At 70.9% G+C, this 18,646-nt stretch carries 18 protein-coding genes; 6 read left to right on the forward strand and 12 right to left on the reverse strand.

What is annotated here, in order from left to right; translation table 11 throughout:
• The first annotated feature begins 76 nt into the window (after positions 1-76).
• From ACIN94_RS20840 to ACIN94_RS20850, 3 genes are all read left to right on the forward strand, one after another.
• On the forward strand, positions 77-937 hold the full coding sequence (locus ACIN94_RS20840) for a MetQ/NlpA family ABC transporter substrate-binding protein (RefSeq protein ID WP_400708340.1): 861 nt from the start codon (positions 77-79) through the stop codon (positions 935-937).
• A 117-nt stretch (positions 938-1,054) separates the two neighbouring features.
• Complete coding sequence (locus ACIN94_RS20845) at positions 1,055-2,587, forward strand: acyl-CoA synthetase (protein ID WP_400708342.1); 1,533 nt, start codon at positions 1,055-1,057, stop codon at positions 2,585-2,587.
• Positions 2,588-2,775: 188 nt separating this feature from the next.
• Complete coding sequence (locus ACIN94_RS20850) at positions 2,776-4,089, forward strand: S1C family serine protease (RefSeq protein ID WP_400708344.1); 1,314 nt, start codon at positions 2,776-2,778, stop codon at positions 4,087-4,089.
• Positions 4,090-4,185: 96 nt separating this feature from the next.
• Here the strand turns inward: ACIN94_RS20850 and ACIN94_RS20855 are convergent, their stop codons facing one another.
• The 8 genes from ACIN94_RS20855 to ACIN94_RS20890 all read right to left on the reverse strand — a co-directional run bounded on the left by ACIN94_RS20855 (position 4,186) and on the right by ACIN94_RS20890 (position 12,487).
• Entirely contained in the window at positions 4,186-4,923 is a 738-nt protein-coding gene (locus ACIN94_RS20855) for an ABC transporter permease (RefSeq protein WP_400708346.1), read from the reverse strand.
• A gap of 166 nt (positions 4,924-5,089) precedes the next feature.
• Entirely contained in the window at positions 5,090-6,043 is a 954-nt protein-coding gene (locus ACIN94_RS20860) for an ABC transporter ATP-binding protein (protein ID WP_400708348.1), read from the reverse strand.
• A gap of 30 nt (positions 6,044-6,073) precedes the next feature.
• Positions 6,074-6,394 (reverse strand): transcriptional regulator, encoded by a 321-nt coding sequence (locus ACIN94_RS20865; RefSeq protein ID WP_400708350.1) that lies wholly within the window; start codon positions 6,392-6,394, stop codon positions 6,074-6,076.
• Complete coding sequence (locus ACIN94_RS20870) at positions 6,391-7,017, reverse strand: hypothetical protein (protein ID WP_400708352.1); 627 nt, start codon at positions 7,015-7,017, stop codon at positions 6,391-6,393. The genes ACIN94_RS20865 and ACIN94_RS20870 overlap by 4 nt, the downstream gene beginning before the upstream one ends.
• A gap of 92 nt (positions 7,018-7,109) precedes the next feature.
• Positions 7,110-8,780, reverse strand: coding sequence for a thiol reductant ABC exporter subunit CydC (cydC, locus tag ACIN94_RS20875; RefSeq protein ID WP_400708479.1), 1,671 nt, complete (start codon positions 8,778-8,780; stop codon positions 7,110-7,112).
• A gap of 5 nt (positions 8,781-8,785) precedes the next feature.
• A complete protein-coding gene (cydD, locus tag ACIN94_RS20880) occupies positions 8,786-10,504 on the reverse strand; it encodes a thiol reductant ABC exporter subunit CydD (protein WP_400708354.1) in 1,719 nt (572 codons plus the stop codon).
• A 17-nt stretch (positions 10,505-10,521) separates the two neighbouring features.
• On the reverse strand, positions 10,522-11,289 hold the full coding sequence (locus ACIN94_RS20885; RefSeq protein WP_400708356.1) for a cytochrome d ubiquinol oxidase subunit II: 768 nt from the start codon (positions 11,287-11,289) through the stop codon (positions 10,522-10,524).
• A 10-nt stretch (positions 11,290-11,299) separates the two neighbouring features.
• The gene (locus ACIN94_RS20890; protein ID WP_400708358.1) at positions 11,300-12,487 is read right to left on the reverse strand and encodes a cytochrome ubiquinol oxidase subunit I; all 1,188 of its coding nucleotides are present in this window, start codon (positions 12,485-12,487) and stop codon (positions 11,300-11,302) included.
• Positions 12,488-12,654: 167 nt separating this feature from the next.
• Between ACIN94_RS20890 and ACIN94_RS20895 the strand changes: the two genes are divergently transcribed.
• Positions 12,655-12,984, forward strand: a complete 330-nt coding sequence (locus ACIN94_RS20895) for a PadR family transcriptional regulator (protein WP_400708360.1) — start codon at positions 12,655-12,657, stop codon at positions 12,982-12,984.
• On the opposite strand, the gene ACIN94_RS20900 is transcribed toward ACIN94_RS20895, so the two are convergent.
• Positions 12,974-13,657 (reverse strand): permease prefix domain 1-containing protein, encoded by a 684-nt coding sequence (locus ACIN94_RS20900; RefSeq protein WP_400708362.1) that lies wholly within the window; start codon positions 13,655-13,657, stop codon positions 12,974-12,976. The two genes, ACIN94_RS20895 and ACIN94_RS20900, sit on opposite strands and share 11 nt — an antisense overlap.
• A gap of 242 nt (positions 13,658-13,899) precedes the next feature.
• On the opposite strand from ACIN94_RS20900, the gene trxA reads away from it, so the two are divergent.
• Positions 13,900-14,271, forward strand: coding sequence for a thioredoxin (trxA, locus tag ACIN94_RS20905; RefSeq protein WP_400708364.1), 372 nt, complete (start codon positions 13,900-13,902; stop codon positions 14,269-14,271).
• A 74-nt stretch (positions 14,272-14,345) separates the two neighbouring features.
• Here trxA and ACIN94_RS20910 read toward each other — a convergent pair whose 3' ends face one another.
• Both ACIN94_RS20910 and ACIN94_RS20915 read right to left on the reverse strand, forming a co-directional pair.
• On the reverse strand, positions 14,346-15,677 hold the full coding sequence (locus ACIN94_RS20910) for a class II 3-deoxy-7-phosphoheptulonate synthase (protein ID WP_400708366.1): 1,332 nt from the start codon (positions 15,675-15,677) through the stop codon (positions 14,346-14,348).
• A gap of 66 nt (positions 15,678-15,743) precedes the next feature.
• On the reverse strand, positions 15,744-16,961 hold the full coding sequence (locus ACIN94_RS20915; protein ID WP_400708368.1) for an FAD-dependent oxidoreductase: 1,218 nt from the start codon (positions 16,959-16,961) through the stop codon (positions 15,744-15,746).
• Positions 16,962-17,095: 134 nt separating this feature from the next.
• Here ACIN94_RS20915 and ACIN94_RS20920 point away from each other — a divergent pair, with 134 nt between their 5' ends.
• The gene (locus tag ACIN94_RS20920; RefSeq protein ID WP_400708370.1) at positions 17,096-17,608 is read left to right on the forward strand and encodes a GNAT family N-acetyltransferase; all 513 of its coding nucleotides are present in this window, start codon (positions 17,096-17,098) and stop codon (positions 17,606-17,608) included.
• A gap of 95 nt (positions 17,609-17,703) precedes the next feature.
• On the opposite strand, the gene ACIN94_RS20925 is transcribed toward ACIN94_RS20920, so the two are convergent.
• Positions 17,704-18,600 (reverse strand): aldose 1-epimerase family protein, encoded by an 897-nt coding sequence (locus tag ACIN94_RS20925; RefSeq protein ID WP_400708372.1) that lies wholly within the window; start codon positions 18,598-18,600, stop codon positions 17,704-17,706.
• Positions 18,601-18,646 lie beyond the last annotated feature (46 nt).

An 18,646-nucleotide genomic window follows, 5' to 3' on the forward strand; every position in this document is an offset into this window, starting at 1 on the left:
GGATCCCGGCACAGGCCGGGACCTCTGGTTTTCATATAAAACCTCCGGTTTTCACATAAAAAGGAAGTGCACCACCATGCGTAAGCTCTTTGGAATCGCCTCCGCGATCACCGCGCTGGCCCTCACGCTGACCGCCTGCGGCTCGGCTGAGCCCGCCGGCACCACCGGCGCCGCCGCGGGTCAGGCCTCGGCCTCGGAGGTGCTCAAGGTCGGTGCCAGCCCGGTCCCGCACGCGGAGATCCTGAAGTTCGTCAAGGACAACCTCGCCGCCAAGGAGGGGCTGAACCTGGAGATCGTCGAGTTCACCGACTATGTCCAGCCGAACGTGCAGCTCGACGACGGCCAGCTCGGCGCCAACTTCTTCCAGCACAAGCCCTACCTGGACGACTTCAACGCCTCCAAGGGCACCAAGCTGAGCTTCGTCCAGCCGGTCCACCTGGAGCCGCTGGGCCTGTACTCCAAGAAGATCACTGATGTCGCCGCGCTGGCCGAGAACGCGACCGTGGCCGTGCCGAACGATGCCACCAACCTGGGCCGGGCGCTGAAGCTGCTGGCCGACAACGGCCTGGTCACCCTGAAGGACGGCGTCGGCACCACGGCCACCGAGCGTGACGTGGCCACCAACCCCAAGAACCTGAAGTTCCAGCCGCTGGAGGCCGCGCAGCTGCCCCGTTCGCTGGAGGACGTGGACGCCGCCGTCATCAACGGCAACTACGCGATCGAGGCGGGCCTCAAGCCGGCGGAGAACGCGCTGGTGCTGGAGAAGGCCGAGGGCAACCCCTACGTCAACGGCCTGGTCGCGGCGGCCGGCAACGAGCAGGACCCTCGCGTGGTCAAGCTCGCCAAGCTGCTCGCCGGCCCCGAGGTGAAGCAGTTCATCGAGCAGACCTACCAGGGGGCGGTCATCGCCGCCTCTGACGCCGCAGTCTCCTCCTGACCCCGCCCGGCGCAGGACGCCGGTAAGGAAGTGACCGGGCCGTGGCCCCGCACCGTGCGGGGCCACGGCCCGGTCGTGCCTTCTCACCGGCCATCAAACCGAGTAGCGTTCGGTTTCATGCACCCGGGAGCCATCGCGGCGACATCGCCGGACAAGCCCGCTCTGATCATGGCCGGTTCGGGGAGGGTCGTCACCTTCCGTGAGCTGGACGAGGAGTCCAACCGCCTCGCCCATCTGTTCCGTGCCGCCGGACTCCAGCCGGGCGATCACATCGCCTTCATGCTGGAGAACCACCCGCTGTTCCTGGTGGTCGCCTGGGCCGCGCACCGGTCCGGCCTGTACTACACCGCGATCAGCTCGCGGCTGAAGACCGACGAACTCGCCTACATCGTCGGCAACTGTGAGGCACGCGTCTTCATCTCCTCCGCCAAGCTGGCCGAGGTCGCCGCCTCGATCACTCCCGCGACCCCGAAGGTCGAGCTCAGGCTCATGCTGGACGGTGTCGCCCCCGGCTTCGACTCCTTCGAGGAGGCGGTGGCCGCCCACCCCGCCACCCCCATCGAGGACGAGTGCCAGGGCGTGGACATGCTCTACTCCTCCGGCACCACCGGCCGGCCCAAGGGCGTCAAACCCACCCTGTCGATGGCCCCGCTGGACACGCCGGGGCCGCTGCTGCGGCTCATCCGGTTCCTGTTCGCGCCGTCCGCCGACAGCGTCTATCTCTCCCCGGCGCCGCTCTACCACGCCGCCCCGCTGCGTTACTGCATGAACTTCCAGCGCGTGGGCGCCACGCTCGTGGTGATGGAGGGGTTCGACCCCGAGCAGGCGCTCGCGCTGATCGAGAAGTACGGGGTCACGCACGCGCAGTGGGTGCCGACCATGTTCATCAAGATGCTCAAGCTGCCGGAGGCGGTGCGGGCACGGTACGACCTGTCGTCGCTGACGTGCGCGATCCACGCCTCCGCGCCCTGTCCGGTCCCGGTCAAGGAGAAGATGATCGAGTGGTGGGGGCCGATCATCCATGAGTACTACGCCGGGACCGAGGGCAACGGGCTCCTCTACGCCGGTTCGGAGGACTGGCTCAAGCACCGGGGCACGGTCGGCCGCCCGCTGCTCGGCGTGGTACACGTGTGCGACGAGGACGGCAACGAGTTGCCGCCGGGCGAGCACGGCACGGTCTACTTCTCCGACGGCCCCAAGTTCGTCTACCACGGAGATGAGGACAAGACGAGGGCCTCGCGGGATCCGCAGGGCCGGGGGTGGACCACCCTCGGCGACATCGGCTACCTCGACGAGGAGGGTTTCCTCTACCTCACCGACCGCCGCTCCTACATGATCATCTCTGGTGGGGTGAACATCTACCCGCAGGAGGCCGAGAACGTCCTGTCGATCCATCCGAAGGTGGCGGACGTGGCGGTCTTCGGGGTCCCGGACGAGGAGATGGGCGAGCAGGTCAAGGCCGTCGTCGAGCCGGTCTCCATGGACCTGGCCGGTCCGGGGCTGGAGGCCGAGCTGATCGAGTACTGCCGCTCCCGGCTCGCGCCCTACAAGTGCCCGAAGTCGGTCGACTTCCGCGAGGAGCTGCCCCGCCACCCCACGGGCAAGCTCTACAAGCGGCTCCTGCGCGAGGAGTACTGGCCGCGGCCGTAAATTTTTCGAGGGAGAACCGGGCCTGGCATCGGTGCTGACCACGCGTGATAAAGCGGCTGTCAGAGGATTCGGGCAACATAGATCATCCTCTTAACCTGGGCTTACACGCGTTCGGGCATCGTTTGATTCACCGGGAGGACCGGTCGCCGCCCGGCGACTCACGGGCGGATGCAGGACTTGGGGAAGACATGGATCCGAACAAGAACGAGCAGGACACCACTCCGGCCGAGACGACCCCCAGGAACGACGGCTGGACCCAGTTCGGCAAGGTGCCGCCGCGCGCCGGCGAGTACGTCGCGGGCGAGGACACCGGTCCGGAGCCGACGATGATCCACCCGGTGCCGGAATCTTTCACGGCCGAGGCGCCCTCGGTGCCCGCCCAGCGGGTCCGGCTCACCACGGGGCAGAAGCTGGGCGCGGGTCTGGCCCTGGCGGCGATGGCCGTCGGCGGCGGAGTGGTGGGTGCCCTGGCCGCGACCTCGTTCGGCGGCACCACCACGCTCGCCTCCTCCGCCGGCCCGGTCGCCAGGCCGGTCGGCAACGTGACCACGGTCGCCGACGTCGCCAAGGCCGTCCAGCCTGCGGTGGTGTCCATCCAGGTCAAGACCGGTAACGGCGGCGGCGAGGGGTCCGGTGTGGTGCTGTCGGCCGACGGCCTGATCCTGACCAACAACCATGTGGTGGAGGCCGGGGGGCTGGGGCAGGGCGCCCAGGTGAGCGTCAAGTTCAGCGACGGCACGTCCGCCACCGCGAAGGTCGTCGGTACCGACCCCGTCACCGACCTCGCGGTCATCAGGGCGGACGACGTCTCCGGGCTCACCGCGGCCTCGATCGGCGACAGCGACCAGCTCAGGGTGGGTGACTCCGTGCTCGCCATCGGCAGCCCGCTGGGCCTGTCCGGCTCGGTCACCGCCGGAATCGTCAGCGCGCTGAACCGCACGCTGACCGTCGGCGGCCAGCAGCAGCCGCAGCTGCCGCCCGGCTGGGGCAACGGCATGCCGCAGCGGGGCAGCGCGCCCACCGCCATCGGCGGCGCCATCCAGACCGACGCGGCGATCAACCCGGGCAACTCCGGTGGCGCGCTGGTCAACGCGTCCGGTCAGGTGATCGGCATCAACACCGCCATCGCGACCAACGGCGGCGAGGGCAACATCGGCGTCGGCTTCGCCATCCCGATCAATACCGCCAAGCAGGTCGCCCAGCAGCTCATCGACAAGGGCAAGGTGGTCCACGCCTTCCTGGGCGTGACCCTCGCCGACGCCACCGGCGACGCGGGAGGAGCCCTGGTCAGCCAGGTTTCCGACGGCAGTCCCGCCGAAAAGGCCGGGATCAAGCAGGGCGACCTGATCACCAAGATCAACGACACCGTGGTCGAGGACGGCACCACCGTGGTCGGTGCGGTCCGCGGCTTCAAGCCGGGCCAGGAGGTGACCATCACCTACGTCCGTGACGGCCACCCCCAGACCGCCACCGCGACCCTCGCCGAGAAGACCGGCGACTAGTCTCCATCAGTCCGTGCCGCCGGGGTCGCCGCGACCCCGGCGGCACGGCCGTCTGCGGGACCTGGGGCAGTGCCTCCGTCTTCCGGGCCGTGGCGCTCAGGAGAAGCGGCGGCCCTCGTCGCGCCGGTAGGCCCACACGGCCAGAGCTCCGGCCACCAGGGTCCAGACGCCGAACATGACCATCGACAGCGTCCCGGGGCTGCCGTGGCCGACCGCCGCCCAGACCAGCTCGACCGCGCCCCGGCTGGGCAGGAAGGGCGCGACCACCTCGATGAACGCCGGCGCGGCCATCGGGTTCATGAACAGCCCTCCGCCCACCGCCATCGGGAACAGCGTCAGCTGCACCACCGCGATCGCGGCTTTGGATGGCAGCGCGTAGCCGATGAACAGACCCAGGAGCTGGAACGGGACCGACGCGACCACCAGGGCGCCGAGGCCGAGCAGCAGCCGGGCGGGCGTCACGGTGGCCTCGGTGAGCAGCGCGGCCACGAGCAGCACCGGCATGATCCCGATCATCATCATGGCCAGCGCGGTGAGGATCCGGGCACCGAACCTCGGCCAGGGCCCGGCGGGAAGGGTGCGGGTGTAGGGGTCCCAGGGCTGGGCGCGGTCCTCGGCGACGCCCAGGCCGTGGGTGAACAGGGCGCTCGACATCACCGCGAAGATCATCATTGACGCGGTGGCCAGCGTGGCCCCGACGGGATGGTCCCCGGCGAACGGCACCACGAAGAAGAGCATCGAGGCGGCGGGGAAGAAACCGTTTCCGATCAGCGCGATCGGCACGCGGACGGTCTCCATTAACTGGTACCGGGTATGAGTAAGAAGGAGCGACATGGGGTGGTCCTCTCGGGGAGACGGGATGCGCCGGCAGCAGTGCCGTACGGCGCCCCTGTTGAGCCGTACGGGCACTGCTGCCGGACCGGGCCGGGCCGGGCCGGGTCGCGGCCGGCCGGCCGGCCGGTGCCGCGGTGCCGGGAGCCGCGGCGGGAACCGGCGGGGCTCAGGCGGCCTGGGACTCGCGGGCGGTGATGGTGAGGAACGCCTCCTCCAGGGAGGTGGCGCGGATCTCCAGATCGGAGAAGGGGACGTCGGCGCGGACCAGGGTGCGGACCAGGGCGTCGGCGTCGGTGGTGAGCAGGTGGGTCCGGGTGCCCTCCCGTTCCGTCCTCAGGACGCCGGGCAGGTCGGGGAGGTCGTCGGCGGTCAGGGTGACGCGGCGGACGCCGGCGATGCCCCGCACCTCCGCCGTGGTGCCGTCGGCGAGGACGCGGCCTTGTCCGATGACCACGACCCGCTTGGCCAGCGCCTCGACCTCCTCCAGGTAGTGGCTGGTGAGAACGACGGTGCCGCCGTCGGCGTGGAAGTGCCGGATGCCGTCCCACAGTGCCCGGCGGGCCTCGACGTCCAGTCCCGTGGTCGGCTCGTCCAGGAAGACCAGCCGGGGGTCGCCGATGAACGCCAGCGCCACCGCGAGCCGTCGCTTCTGACCGCCCGACAGGCCTCCGACCTGGCGGCGGTCCAGGCCGGACAGGGTGAACCGCTCCAGCAGCGCCCCCCGGTCGACGCTCTGCGGGTAGTGGGCGGCGACGAAGTCCACGACCTCGCCGACCCGCAGGGTCGCCGGCAGCCCGGTCTCCTGCGGGGTGACGCCGATGCCGAGCCGCCGGCCGGGGTCGGCGGGGGAGCCGCCGAACAGCTCGACCCGGCCCGAGCTGGGCCTGCGCAGCCCCACGAACAGGTTGATCAGGGTGGACTTGCCCGCACCGTTGGGGCCGAGCAGGCCGACCAGCTCGCCGGAGTGGATGTCGAGGGAGAGGTCGTCCAGCGCGAGCACCTCCCCGTAGCGCCGGGTGACCCCGACGGCACGTGCCAGGATCTCCGTCGCGGGCTCGGCGGCCGGCTCCCTCGGCCCTGTCGCCGGGCTCGTCGTCTGTTGCGTCGTCGGTTCTGCCATCGAGGGGACCTTCTTCTTCCGGATCGGGGGTCAGCTGTCGCCGGCGGGCGGTGTCAGGGTCGTGTTCAGCAACTGGTGGATCGCCGCCGTGTAGTCCTCGAAGGCGAGGCGGCCCCGGCGGGTGAGGGCGACGTAGGTGACGGGGGTGCGGCCCCGGTGGGTCTTGACGATCTCCACGTATCCGGCCTCCTCAAGTTTGCTGAGGTGCACCGACAGGTTCCCCGCCGTCATCCCGAGGAGGTCCTTCAGTCCCGGGAAGGTGATCCGATCCCCCTCGCCCAGGGTGTTGAGCGTGACGACCACCCGCAGCCGGGCCTGTGCGTGGATCACCGGGTCGAGTTCGGGGGTCATCGGCGCATTCTCCGGCGGAGCATCAGCCCGGCGACGACGGATCCGCCTCCCGCGCCCACCGACATCAGCAGGGCGTGCCAGCCGGGCCCGGCCGTCGCGCCGATCCCGTTGAGAACGGCCAGCCCCGCGCCGAAGACGAACATGGGCCGGGCAAGCCAGACGGCGCCGCCCGCCATGTAGAGAACGGCGACCACCATCATCGACAGGCTCGCCCAGAGTAGACTGCTCTCCGCGGGGGGAAGCTGCGGGGCGAACCGCATCGCGACCATCCACACGGTGAAGAAGCTAAAGAACCAGGCGAAGCCGTACATCATGCCGCGCGACTGGGATGCGCCCCGCACCGGGCTGCCCAGCTGCCACATGGTGAGCGCGCTGACCAGTATCGCCAGGAGCGACGAGCCGAATTGCAGCGCCAGCGCGACGGCGAAGGGGATCGGTACGTACGGCGTGCCGGACAGGCCGTGGTAGAGGAAGAGCGCTCCGAACCCGACGATCCAGGCGACTCCCCACGCCAGGTAGTGCGGCACCGGGTCGGGGGTGAGCCGGTGGGCGGCCGCCGAGCCCTGCTGCTCGATCAGCCGGAGTGTCTCCTGCGGGCTCAGTGCCCCCTCGTCGTCGTCCACGGCATCTCCTTGAGCATTCAAAGTGGTTTGTGGTGCAAACCTTATGGTTTGCACCATAAACCACACTGCCCGGTAAACTCAAGGGGGAGCGCTCAGCGCCCGGCGGTCAGCGCCTCCGACCGCCACAGATCGCGGTAGTAGCCGGCGCGGTCCACCAGCTCCTCGTGGGTGCCCCGCTGGACCACCGCGCCGTTCTCCAGCACGATGATCTCGTCCACCCGTTCCAGCCCGTGCAGGCGGTGGGTGACCAGCAGCGTCGTGCGGCCGTGGGTGGCGTCCAGCAGGTCGGCCATGAGCGCGTCTGCCGTCTCCTCGTCCAGCGCCTCGGCGGGCTCGTCCAGAAGCAGCACCGGCGGGTCGTTCAGCAGCGCCCGCGCCAGTGCCAGCCGCTGCAACTGCCCCCCGGACACCGTCCGCCCGTCCTCCCCGAGCACGGTGTCCCACCCGGTCCGCTCCACCCACCGCTCCAGGCGTGCCCGCCGTACGGCCTGCGCCAGCGCGTCCTGGCCGGCCTCCGGGCCGGCCAGCCGCAGGTTGTCCCTCAGCGGGGCCTGGAACACGTACGGATCCTGGGTCAGTCCCGTCATCACCCGCCGGACGTCGTCGGCGGCCAGCGTCCGGATGTCCACCCCGCTCAGCCGGACCGTGCCGGACTCGGGTTCGACCAGGCGCATCAGGGCCGACAGTAGCGTGCTCTTGCCGGCGCCGCTGGGGCCGACCAGGGCGACACGCCTGCCGGGGGTGAGGGTGAGGCTGACGCCGTTGAGCGCGGGGGAGCGGTCGGCGCTGTGCCGGACCACGAGGTTGTCGACCTCGACGGTCGGCGGGCCTCCGGGGACGGAGGCCGCGACGGTGGGTTCGGTCACGGCGGGCGGGGTCGCGCGGACCTCCTTCAGCCGGCGCAGGGCGGTGAGCACCCCGGTCAGCCGCTCCCCGGCCGCGGCCATCGGCAGCACCGGTTCGAACGACACCAGCGAGACCAGCGCGAGCACCCCCGTGGCGACCGCGCCCGCCCCGCCGTCGCGGGCGGCCAGCACGACCCCCAGCACGGTCAGGCCCTGGGTGAGCACGCCCAGGGCCATGGCCGTCGCATTGGCCCTGGCCTGCCGGCGCTCCAGTGCGGCCAGCCGCGCGTCGGCCTCGGCGCAGGCCGCCAGCGCCCGGTCGCCGGCGCCGTAGGCGGCCAGGTCCGCCGAGCCGTGCACCAGATCGGCGACCCGGGCGGCCAGCTCGGCCCGCGCGGGGGCGATCCGCGCCGACCAGCGCCGGGCGGCGGCGGCTGTGCCGGCCGGGAGCAGCACCCCGGCCACCGCCAGCCCGGCCAGCAGCACCAGCGCCGCCGCCGGAAGCAGGAACAGCGCGAGCGTGACCGCGGCCACCGTGGTGACCAGCGCCGCCACCGCCGGGAGCAGGCAGCGGACCAGCAGGTCCTGCGCAGCGTCGGTGTCGTCGACCATCCGGCTGAGCAGGTCGGCGCCCCGCTGCTTCAGCGGCCCGGCCGGGATGAGCGCCTCATACAGCCGCTCCCTGGTCGTGGCCTGGGCCCGCAGCGCGACGTCGTGCCCGGCCAGGCGCTCGCCGTAGCGGAAGACGCCCTTGCTCGTCGCGAACGCCCGGACTCCCACGATCGCCACGCTCAGCGCCGCCAGCGGGGGCTGCTCGGCGGCCCTGGTGATCAGCCACGCCGCCGAGCCGATCAGCCCGAGCCCGGCCAGTTCGGCCGCCGCTCCGGCCGAGGCGGCGAGAGCCAGCCGTCCACCCATCCGGTTCACACAGACCCCCCGGTCTTCTCCGCCAGAACGGCGCCGCCGGACCTGCCGTCCTCGGAGCGATCCGCCGGCCGGTCGGACACCACGCGGCCGTCGGTGAGCCGGATCACCCGGTCGGCCAGGCCGATCATCGCGGGCCGGTGCGCCACGATCACGGAGGTGCGGCCCTCGGCGAGGGCGCGGGTGGCGGTCACGACCGCGCTCTCGCTACGGCCGTCGAGCCGGGCGGTCGGCTCGTCGAGCAGCAGGACATCCGCCGCCGGCCGGCAGAAGGCGCGGGCGAGCGCGACCCGCTGTCGCTGCCCGGCCGACAGGTTGGCGCCGCGCTCGCCGAGCACCGTCTGGTATCCCTCGGGCAGCGCCGCCACGAACTCGTCGGCGTAGGCGCCCTTGGCCGCCGTCCGGACCTCGTCGATCGTCGCGCCGGGAGAGCCGAGCCTGATGTTGTCGGCCACCGTGGTGGCGAACAGGTGGGGCCGCTGCGGCACGAACGCCAGCCGTTCGCGCCAGGCGCCGAGGCCGGTGAGCTCGACGCCGTCGATCAGGACCCGGCCGGAGGTGGGGGAGACGGAGCCTAGCAGCAGGTGGAGCAGGGTGCTCTTGCCCGCGCCGCTCTCGCCGACCAGCGCGACCCGTTCACCGGATGCGATCACCAGTGAGACGTCCTCCAGCGCGGCCTCCTCGCGGTCGGGGTAGCGCACGGTGACGTTCTCCAGCCGGATCTCCGGCGCGATGCGCCCGCGTTTGACCGCGCCGGACGCCTGCTCAGCCTCCGCCGGACGCTCCGGCCGGCCGTCCAGTACGGCGAAGGCCTGGTCGGCCGCCGCGACCCCCTCCATCGCGGCGTGGAACCTGCTGCCCATGGTGCGCAGCGGCAGATACGCCTCGGGCGCGAGGAGCAGCACCAGCAGCGCGGTCGACAGGTCCAGCGAGCCGGACAGCAGCCGCAGTCCCACCGGTACGGCGACCAGCGCCAGCGACAGCGAGGCGGCCAGCTCCAGCACCAGCGACGACAGGAACGCCACCCGCAGCGTGCGCATTGTCGCGCTGCGGTGGGCGTCGGCGACCTGCTGGATCACCTCGGCCTGGAAGCGGGCCCGGCCGAAGGCGCGCAGCGTGGGCAGGCCGCGGACCACGTCCAGGAAGTGACCGCCGAGGCGGGACAGGGCCTGCCACTGCCGTTCGGTGACGGCCTTGGTGTGCATGCCGACCAGAGCGCCGAAGATCGGGATGAGCGGCAGCGTGATCAGCACGATCACCGCGCTGGTCAGGTCGGCGGCGGACAGCCGGACGAGCACGGCGACCGGCACGACGCCCGCGACCGCGACCGCCGGGAGATACCCCGACAGGTAGGGGTCGAGAGCGTCCAGGCCACGGCCGGTCAGCGTCACCAGCTCACCGGAGCGGTGGGAGGCCGGCCGGGCCGGCCCCGTCTCCTGAAGCCGCGACAGCAGCCGGTGGCGCAGCGCCGACTTCACGCCGGTCGTCGTGTGGCCGGCGGCGAGTCCCTGCACCAGGCCCAGTGTCCCCCGGACGCCGACGACCAGCGCCAGGAAGACCAGGGCGGAGGTCGCGAACCGCCCGGACAGCACCCCGGCCAGCAGTTCCGCCTGGACCAGGACGAGTAGCCCGGCCAGGACCGCGGCGGCCAGGCAGAGAGCCAGGTGCCGGCGGACGGCCCGCTCGCTCCGGGCGAGCCTCAGGAGATCCTTGTGCATGCGAACCTTTGAAAGCCTCAGAAGAAGGACGGGAGCCGGTCGGCCGCACGGCGGGGACCGAACGTGCGCCATACCCATACTTGCGCCCCCACCATGAGCGGTGCGAACGGCAGGAGGATGACACTCAACACATTCAGCGTCCCGGCGGGGGCGGTGTGTTCCAGCAGCCACGGAGCGAGCATGGCGAGCAGCACCGTGACGGGCGCGGCTGCGGCACACGCCGAGACCAGCAGCGCCCTGCCGGTCCGGCTCGCCCCGGTCACCTGCCCCGGCAGCCGCCAGGAGGCGAAGGTCCAGCCGTGGAAGGCGAACAGCGCGGCCACGACCAGGCCGCCACCGAGACCGAGAAGGCTGATCGGCGATCCGGACAGGCCACCGGCCATCGCCACCAGCGCCATGCCCCAGCTCAGTGCCAGGCCGTAGGAGCCGATGCAGATCGCCCAGTCCCCGGCAGCACGCCAGACACGGCCGTCCAGGCGGCGGCGGAACCACAGTCCCGCGTCGCGCAGGATCCAGGAGAGCAGCAGGGAGACCACCAGCGGGTAGAGGCCGAACAGCGTGTCCCCCTCGATCGAGGGGAAGACGCCGAACAGCACGCCCGCCACGGCCACCAGCCAGACCTCGCCGGCCAGGACGAACGGCGCCATGGCGGCGACGACGCGGTCGCGGCCCTCCTGGGTCCGGCCGAGCACGGGCAGTAGCATGCCCAGGCCGATGTCGAAGCCCTCCAGGGCGAAGTAGCCGATCAGCAGGAGGGCGAACACGCCCGTCCAGAGGATGTCCACGGTCTTCTCCCTAGAAGCTGAGCGCGTGCGCGCGCTCGGTGGAGCCGGCGGGGCCGTCGTCCGCGCCGAGGGTGGCGGCGCCGGGCCCGCGCCGGACGGTGCGGGCGATCAGGAGGTAGTCGACGAGCGCGAGCAGCCCGAGCACGCCGACGAATCCGAAGAGCGAGAAGGCGACCATCTCCGTGGTGAGGCCGGGGGACATGGCGTCGGCGACGGTCAGCCTGCCGTTGATCAGCCACGGCTGGCGGCCGACCTCGCGGGCCAGCCAGCCGCAGATCGCGGCCAGGAAGGGCAGCGGGGTGATGAGCATGATGACGGGGTGTGCCCAGCGCCAGCGCGGCAGCCAGTACACCGTGGGCAGCAGCGCGAAGACGATGAGGAACTGCAGCGTCTGCCCGATCGTGATCATGGCACCGAGCCCGGCCCCGGCCAGTGGCTCGCCGGAGAACTTGCCGGGTTGGATCAGGCCGACCGGGCCGAACTGGGCGTAGCCGAAGCCGACCGTGACCAGCGAGCCGATGGACGCGACGACCACCCCCAGACGGAGCGAGCGGGTGAAGAACTCCCGCTCGGCGGTCCGCCGGAACAGCTGGTAGGCGCTGGCCCCCATCACCACGGAACCACCGGTCCACAGGCCCGCGCCGAGCACGTGGGGGAGTGACATGGTCAGCATGGGATTGGTGAGCAGCGCGCCGAAGTCGGTCAGCGCCAGGTGGTCGCCCCGCTCCACGGTCCCCACCGGGTTCTGCAGGAACGAGTTGGCCACCATGATCCAGAAAGCGGAGGCGTAGGCGGTCAGGGCCACCAGCCAGATGCACGCCAGATGGAGCCGCTTGGGCAGCCGGTGCCAGCCGAAGATCCACAGCCCCAGGAAGGTGGATTCCAGGAAGAAGGCGCCGAGCGTCTCGATGGCGAGCGGCGCACCGAAGATGTCTCCGGCGTAGTGGGACAGGCCGCTCCAGCTCAGGCCGAACTGGAACTCCATCACCAGCCCGGTGACGATGCCGAGCGCGTAGTTGATCACATAGATCTGGCCCCAGAAGCGGGTCATCCGCTCGTGGACCGGCTTGCCGGTCATGGCATAGCGGGTGTGCATGATCGCGACGAGGGGGGCCAGGCCCAGGGTCAGCACGACGAACAGGAAGTGGAGACTCCCCGTCACCGCGAACTGCGTCCGAGCCAGGTCGAGCACGTCCATGGTGTCACCTCCGTTTTTATGACTCTCTACCTATAGGCACCCTACATGTAGAACATCTACACGTAGGGTGCCTATAGGTAGAGGTAGGGTGAGACCGTGAGTGAGCGAAGCGGACGGGCTGGTGGGCGCGGTGGCACCCTGCCCGCGCGCTCGGGACGGGGGGCCTGGTGAACACCGACGCGCTCCGCGGACACATGGACGCCCTGTTGCTCTCCGTGCTGGAGCACGACCCCCTGCACGGCTATGCGATCATCGAGGCGTTGCAGCAACGCAGCGGCGGGGTGCTGAACGTGCCGACCGGCACCGTCTACCCCGCACTGCGCCGGCTGGAGCGGGCGGGATATCTGGCCAGCGAGTGGGCCACGGTGGGCGGGCGCAGGCGACGCACCTACCGGCTGACCTCCTCGGGCCGTACGGCTCTGGCCGGGAAGCGATCGGCCTGGCGGGAGTTCATCGGCGCGATCGGCGGCGTACTGGAGCCGCGCGTCACACCGTGAGGGGCCGGCGCCGGGTGATGCTCAGACACCGGGCCGCTCCGTACAGCTGGGCGAGCATGAGCCCGTAGCTGACCAGCGCCAATCCGACGCCCGGCGGATACTCGGAGAGACCGGCCGGGCCGTGCGAGCCGTACATCAGCGCCCCGCACAGCGTGAGCATGACCGGAAGCATGGCCCAGACGAACACAGCCAGTCCCCGGGTGACGAGCCGGGGCCGCCGGACCCTGCGCAGCCCTCGCCCCAGCGCCAGCAGCGCGGCCGCGCCGAGCACGCCGGTGAGCATCTGGAGGATGTCCACGCTCCGGGCCACCGGCACGAACCAGCCGGGCCTGGTCGCGTAGTCCACCGGATCGGTGGGGAAGACCTGCCAGATCACGCTCCACATGAGCGCGGTGAGCGGCACGCTGACGAAGAGCAGGGCGGCCAGCCGCCGGCCCGCCGAGATCGACAACTCCTCCTGGTAGCCCGGTGCGATCTCACCGATCGGGCCGAACTCCTCGACCGCGGCCAGTTCGGCCTCGGCCCGGTCCAGCCCGCCGTCCTCCAGCGCCTCGGCGGTGTCGAACAGGCTGTCGCGCGCCTCGGTGACCAGATCGAGCTTCGGCCTCCTCGGACCCTTGAGGCTACGGCCGAGCTCTGCCACGTAGTCGTCGATGATTCCGGCACTCGCCATGGTCTCTCCAGTCGCGTGGGGCCTCCCTAAGGTATGCGTCCCCCATCATGGTCCCCGACGCGGGACCCCGCATCGGGGATCTCCCTGAGAGGACCCGGATCCGGGGCCCGCGCCCGGATGCCGCCGTCCGTCGGCGCCGGGCGCCGACGGTCCCTCTCTCCTCGGGTTCAAGGGATGGAATGCTCGGCGGGGGTACGTGGTTATTCGAGCCGTACAGCTGTGAGAGACAAGAGGAGCCAACGGTGGCGACCATCGAGGTAACCGAGAAGAACTTCAACGAGATCGCCGACGAGGGGATCGTCCTGCTGGACTTCTGGGCGGCCTGGTGCGGACCGTGCCGCACGTTCGGGCCGATCTTCGAGAAGTCGTCGGAGAAGCACGGCGACATCAAGTTCGGCAAGATCGACACCGAGGCGGAGCAGGGGCTGGCCCAGGGCTTCGAGATCACCTCGATCCCCACGATCATGGCGATCCGTGACGGCATCGTCGTCTTCGCCCAGCCCGGAGCCCTGCCGGCGCCGGCGCTGGAGGACCTGATCGGCCAGGTCCGCGCACTCGACATGGACTCCATCCGGGCCGAGCTCGCGAGCGAGATGGGCGTTCAGGACAACTGAGATCCGGATCGAGAAAGCCCCGCAGCCGGTGTGACGGTGCGGGGCTTTTTTCGCGTGGGGTCGCCTTCAGCGGGTCAGGCCGAGCGGTACAGCTCCGCCACCCGGAAGGCCAGGTCCAGCGACTGGCCCCGGTTGAGGCGCGGGTCGCAGGCCGTCTCGTAGCGCCGTGCCAGGTCGCCCTCGGCGATGTCCCAGCCGCCGCCCACGCATTCGGTGACGTCGTCCCCGGTCAACTCGATGTGGATGCCTCCCGGGTGGGTGCCGAGCGCGGCGTGTACCTCGAAGAATCCGGCGACCTCGTTCAGCACGTCGTCCAGGTGACGGGTCTTGTGGCCGCTGGGCGTCTCGAAGGTGTTGCCGTGCATCGGGTCGCAGATCCACGCCACCTGGGCGCCGCTCGCGGTGACCTTCTCCACCAGCGGGGGGAGGTGATCGCGGATCTTCGAGGCGCCCATCCGGGTGATGAACGTCAGACGTCCGGGCTCGTTGTCGGGGTTCAGCTTCTCGATCAGGGCGAGGACGTCCTCGATGCTGGTCGTCGGGCCGAGCTTCACCCCGATCGGGTTGCGGATCCGGGAGAAGAACTCCACGTGCGCGCCGTCGAGCTGGCGGGTGCGCTCGCCGATCCAGACCATGTGCGCCGAGACGTCGTACGGCTGGCCGGTCCGCGAGTCGATCCTGGTGAGCGCCCGGTCGTAGTCGAGGATCAGCGCCTCGTGCGAGGAGTAGAACTCCACGCTGTGGAACTCCTCCGGCTCGGCCCCGCACGCGCGCATGAACGCCAGTGCCTGGTCGATCTCCCGGGCGAGCTGCTCGTAGCGCTTGCCGGCCGGGGACTCGGCCACGAAGTCCTGGTTCCAGGCATGCACCTGGCGCAGGTCGGCGTAGCCGCCCTTGGTGAAGGCGCGGGCCAGGTTCAGCGTCACCGCGGAGGAATGGTAGGCGCGCAGCAGCCGCCAGGGGTCGGGGACCCGGGACTGGGCGGTGAAGTCGAAGCCGTTGACCATGTCGCCGCGGTAGGCGGGCAGCTCCACGCCGTCACGGATCTCGGTGTTCTTGGAGCGCGGCTTGGCGAACTGCCCGGCCATCCGGCCGATCTTCACGACCGGCACCTTCGCCGCGTAGGTGAGCACGATCGCCATCTGCAGCAGGGTCTTCAGCTTGTTGCGCACGTCGTCCGCGGTGGCCCCGGCGAACGTCTCGGCGCAGTCGCCGCCCTGCAGTACGAAGGCCTCGCCCCGCGCCACCGCCGCCAGGTCCGCCTTGAGGTTGTCACACTCCCCGGCGAACACCAGGGGCGGCAGCCCCCTCAGTTCGGCGACGACCTTGTCCAGCTCGTCGCGGTCGGGCCACTCGGGCTGCTGCGCCGCAGGCAGCTGCCGCCAGGAATCGAGGTTGATGCTCACGACACATCAGGCTATTGCAACCGGAGGTGCGAACTCACCTTATTGTCCACAGAGTGAGAAAGTTCTTTATGTATCGTGAGACTCAACCGGGGTTCTGACATGCTCGGGGCGGATGCCGAAGCCGATGAAACGGCGGGTGAGAGCGCCGATCACCGGGAGCCGGGAGATGTCGCGCGGCAGCCGTAGCGGCCTGGCGTCCCCGGACAGGGCGGGACGGATCAGCCGGCTCTGGACCACGCGCTGGGCGAGCTGGGTGATCACGGTGGGCGGAGTGCGCCGGCGCTGGACCCTGGCGAGCAGGGACTCGGGGATCTCGGCACCGGCGGCGAGTGGTCCGGCCAGCAGGTTGGCCGCGGCCACCGCGTCCTGCACGGCCAGGTTGATGCCGACGCCGAAGACCGGTGACATGGCGTGCGCCGCGTCACCGATGACCAGCAGGCCGGGGCGGTGCCAGCGGCGCAGCCGGTTGATCGCGACCAACAGCATGCTCACGTCGCCGAAGTCCGCCAGCAGCCCGGCGCGGCCGGCGAGGAAGGGCAGCAGCCGGGTGACGGGTTCGCGTACCGCCTCGATGCCCCTGGCACGCAGGGCGTCGAAGCCGCCCTTGGGGATCAGATAGGCGAGCTGCCAGTACGTCTCGCGGTTGATCGCCACCATCATGTGGCCGGTCGAGACGCGCAGGAGCGGCTGCTCGGGATCGGTGGACTCGCGTGGCAGCCGGAACCACAGCACGTCCATCGGCGCGCCGTGCTCCACCGGGACGAGCCCGGCGGCCCGGCGGACGTCGGAATGCCGCCCGTCGGTGGCCACGGTGAGCGTCGCCCGCAGCTCGTGCTCGCCGTCGGCGTCCCGGTAGCGGACCCCGCGCACCGTGTTGCCCTCGCGGATCACGTCGTGGACCTCGGCGTTCATGATGAGGCGGAAGGTGGGGTACCGCCTGGCGGCGTCGGTCACCAGATTGAGGAAGTCCCACTGCGGCACGAACGCGATGTAGTCGTACCGGCCGGGGAGCCGGGACAGGTCGGCGATCGGCACCGTGGCGTCGTCGGTCTGCAGGATCATGCGGTGCACCTTGCGATGGGGGAGCCGGTGGAACTCCCCGGCCAGGCCGAGCTCGTCGAGGAGCTGCAGGGTCGAGGGGTGGAGGGTGTCACCCCTGAAGTCGCGCAGGAAGTCGCCGTGCTTCTCCAGCAGTGTCACCTGGACGCCGGCCCGGGCCAGCAGCAGGGCGAGCACGGCCCCCGCTGGGCCACCTCCCACGATCACGCATGTGTTGCGGTCCATCGCTCATCCCCTGTTCTGGTCCAGAATTCACCAGTCATTGAAGTTCTTACACAGGGCGTCGACGGAGGAAACGTCTTCCCGGCGATCCGGCCCCCACCCGGTGCCGGACAGCAGATTGCGCCAGAGTTGTCCTCATGACCGTTTATGAGACCGATCGCCTGATCGTCCGCCAGTGGACCCACGACCAGACCGACCTCGACCGGATGACGGATATCTACTCCCGCCCGGAGGTCACCCGCTGGCTGCCGCCGTTCGCCTTCGAGGCGGCGGCCGCGGTGGACGGCTGGCGGGCCTTCCACGAGCGTGACCGCCGGTTCGGGTCCTGGGCGGTGGAGGTCCGGGACACCGGAGTGGCCGCCGGGACCGTACTGTTCCGGCCGATTCCCGGAGGTGAGGGGGAGGTCGAGGTGGGCTGGCACCTCCACCCCGGATGCTGGGGGAACGGCTACGCCACAGAGGCTGCCCGGGGGGCTGTCGAGCGGGGTTTCGCCTCCGGGCTGAAGGAGGTCCACGCCCTGGTGATGCCGGGCAACGAGGCGTCCATGGCCGTCTGCCGGAGACTCGGCATGACGGCGCTCGGCCGGACCCGGCGGTTCTTCGACCTGGAGTGTGAGATGTTCCGCCTCTCCCACGACCAGGACTCCTGACCTGGCGGGAACACCGGCTGCCCGAGCTCACCGCGGCGGCGTGGCGAGCTCGGAGGCGGTGGGCGGTGTCCGGTGCCGCCGCCCACCGTCCCACCTCAGAGCGGGGCGATCGTCCAGGAGGTCTCGGCCTTGTCGCCGGGCTGCAGCACGATCAGGTCGGTGCCGGAGTTGAAGGCGTCCGGCGGGCAGGTCATCGGCTCGACGGCCAGCCCGCGGAAGTCGAGCTCGGTCCCCGTGCACACCTGGACCCAGGGCAGCGCCGCCGCGTCCCAGCGGATCTCGACCCCGCCGTCCGGGCCGCTCACCCGCACCCGGACCAGCCCGTCGGCGTCCGCGACGAGGCCGGTGAAGGCGTGGTCGACGGAGGTGCCGCCGACCGTCCGCGCGGTCGTGAAGTCGTACGGCGTGCCGGAGACGTCCTCCAGGGAGCGAGGCAGCAGCCGGTCGTCCACCAGCAGCACCCTGGTCGCCGGCACGTGCAGCTCGTAGTCCTCGACCCGCTCGCCCGCCAGCAGCCACGGGTGCGGGCCGCAGCCGTAGGGGGCGGGGCTGTCGCCGAGGTTCTCGGCGGTCAGCGTGGTGGTCAGGCCCTCGGTGGTGAGGGAGTAGAGCACCTGCATGGAGAGGGTGAACGGGTAACCGGGGGTCGGGGTGATCGTGTGGGCCAGCCGTACGAAACCGTGCTCGTCCTCCACGGCCAGCCACTCCACCGCCTCCCAGTCGACCTCGGCGACCAGTCCGTGCAGGGCGTTGCCCCGGTCCTCCTCGTTCGCCACCGGATGGTGGGTCTGGCCGCCGAAGGTGTAGGAGGCGCCGCCGATCCGGTTCGGCCAGGGGGCGAGGAGGGTGCCGCTGTAGTAGGGGATCGGCCCGTCTGCCGCCCAGCTGGGCACCAGATCGCGTTCACCGTGACGGAGCACGCGCAGGGCGGCGGACCGTTCGGTGATCTCGGCGTGCATGGTGCCGCTGCGGAGGGTGAACTGCCGGGACACGGTGATCCTTTCGCTGGAAGGCCGGGAGGACGGGGGACAGAATTGA

Origin of the sequence: Streptosporangium sp. NPDC087985 (assembly GCF_044741965.1) — a bacterium.
Taxonomy (GTDB): Bacteria; Actinomycetota; Actinomycetes; order Streptosporangiales; family Streptosporangiaceae; genus Streptosporangium.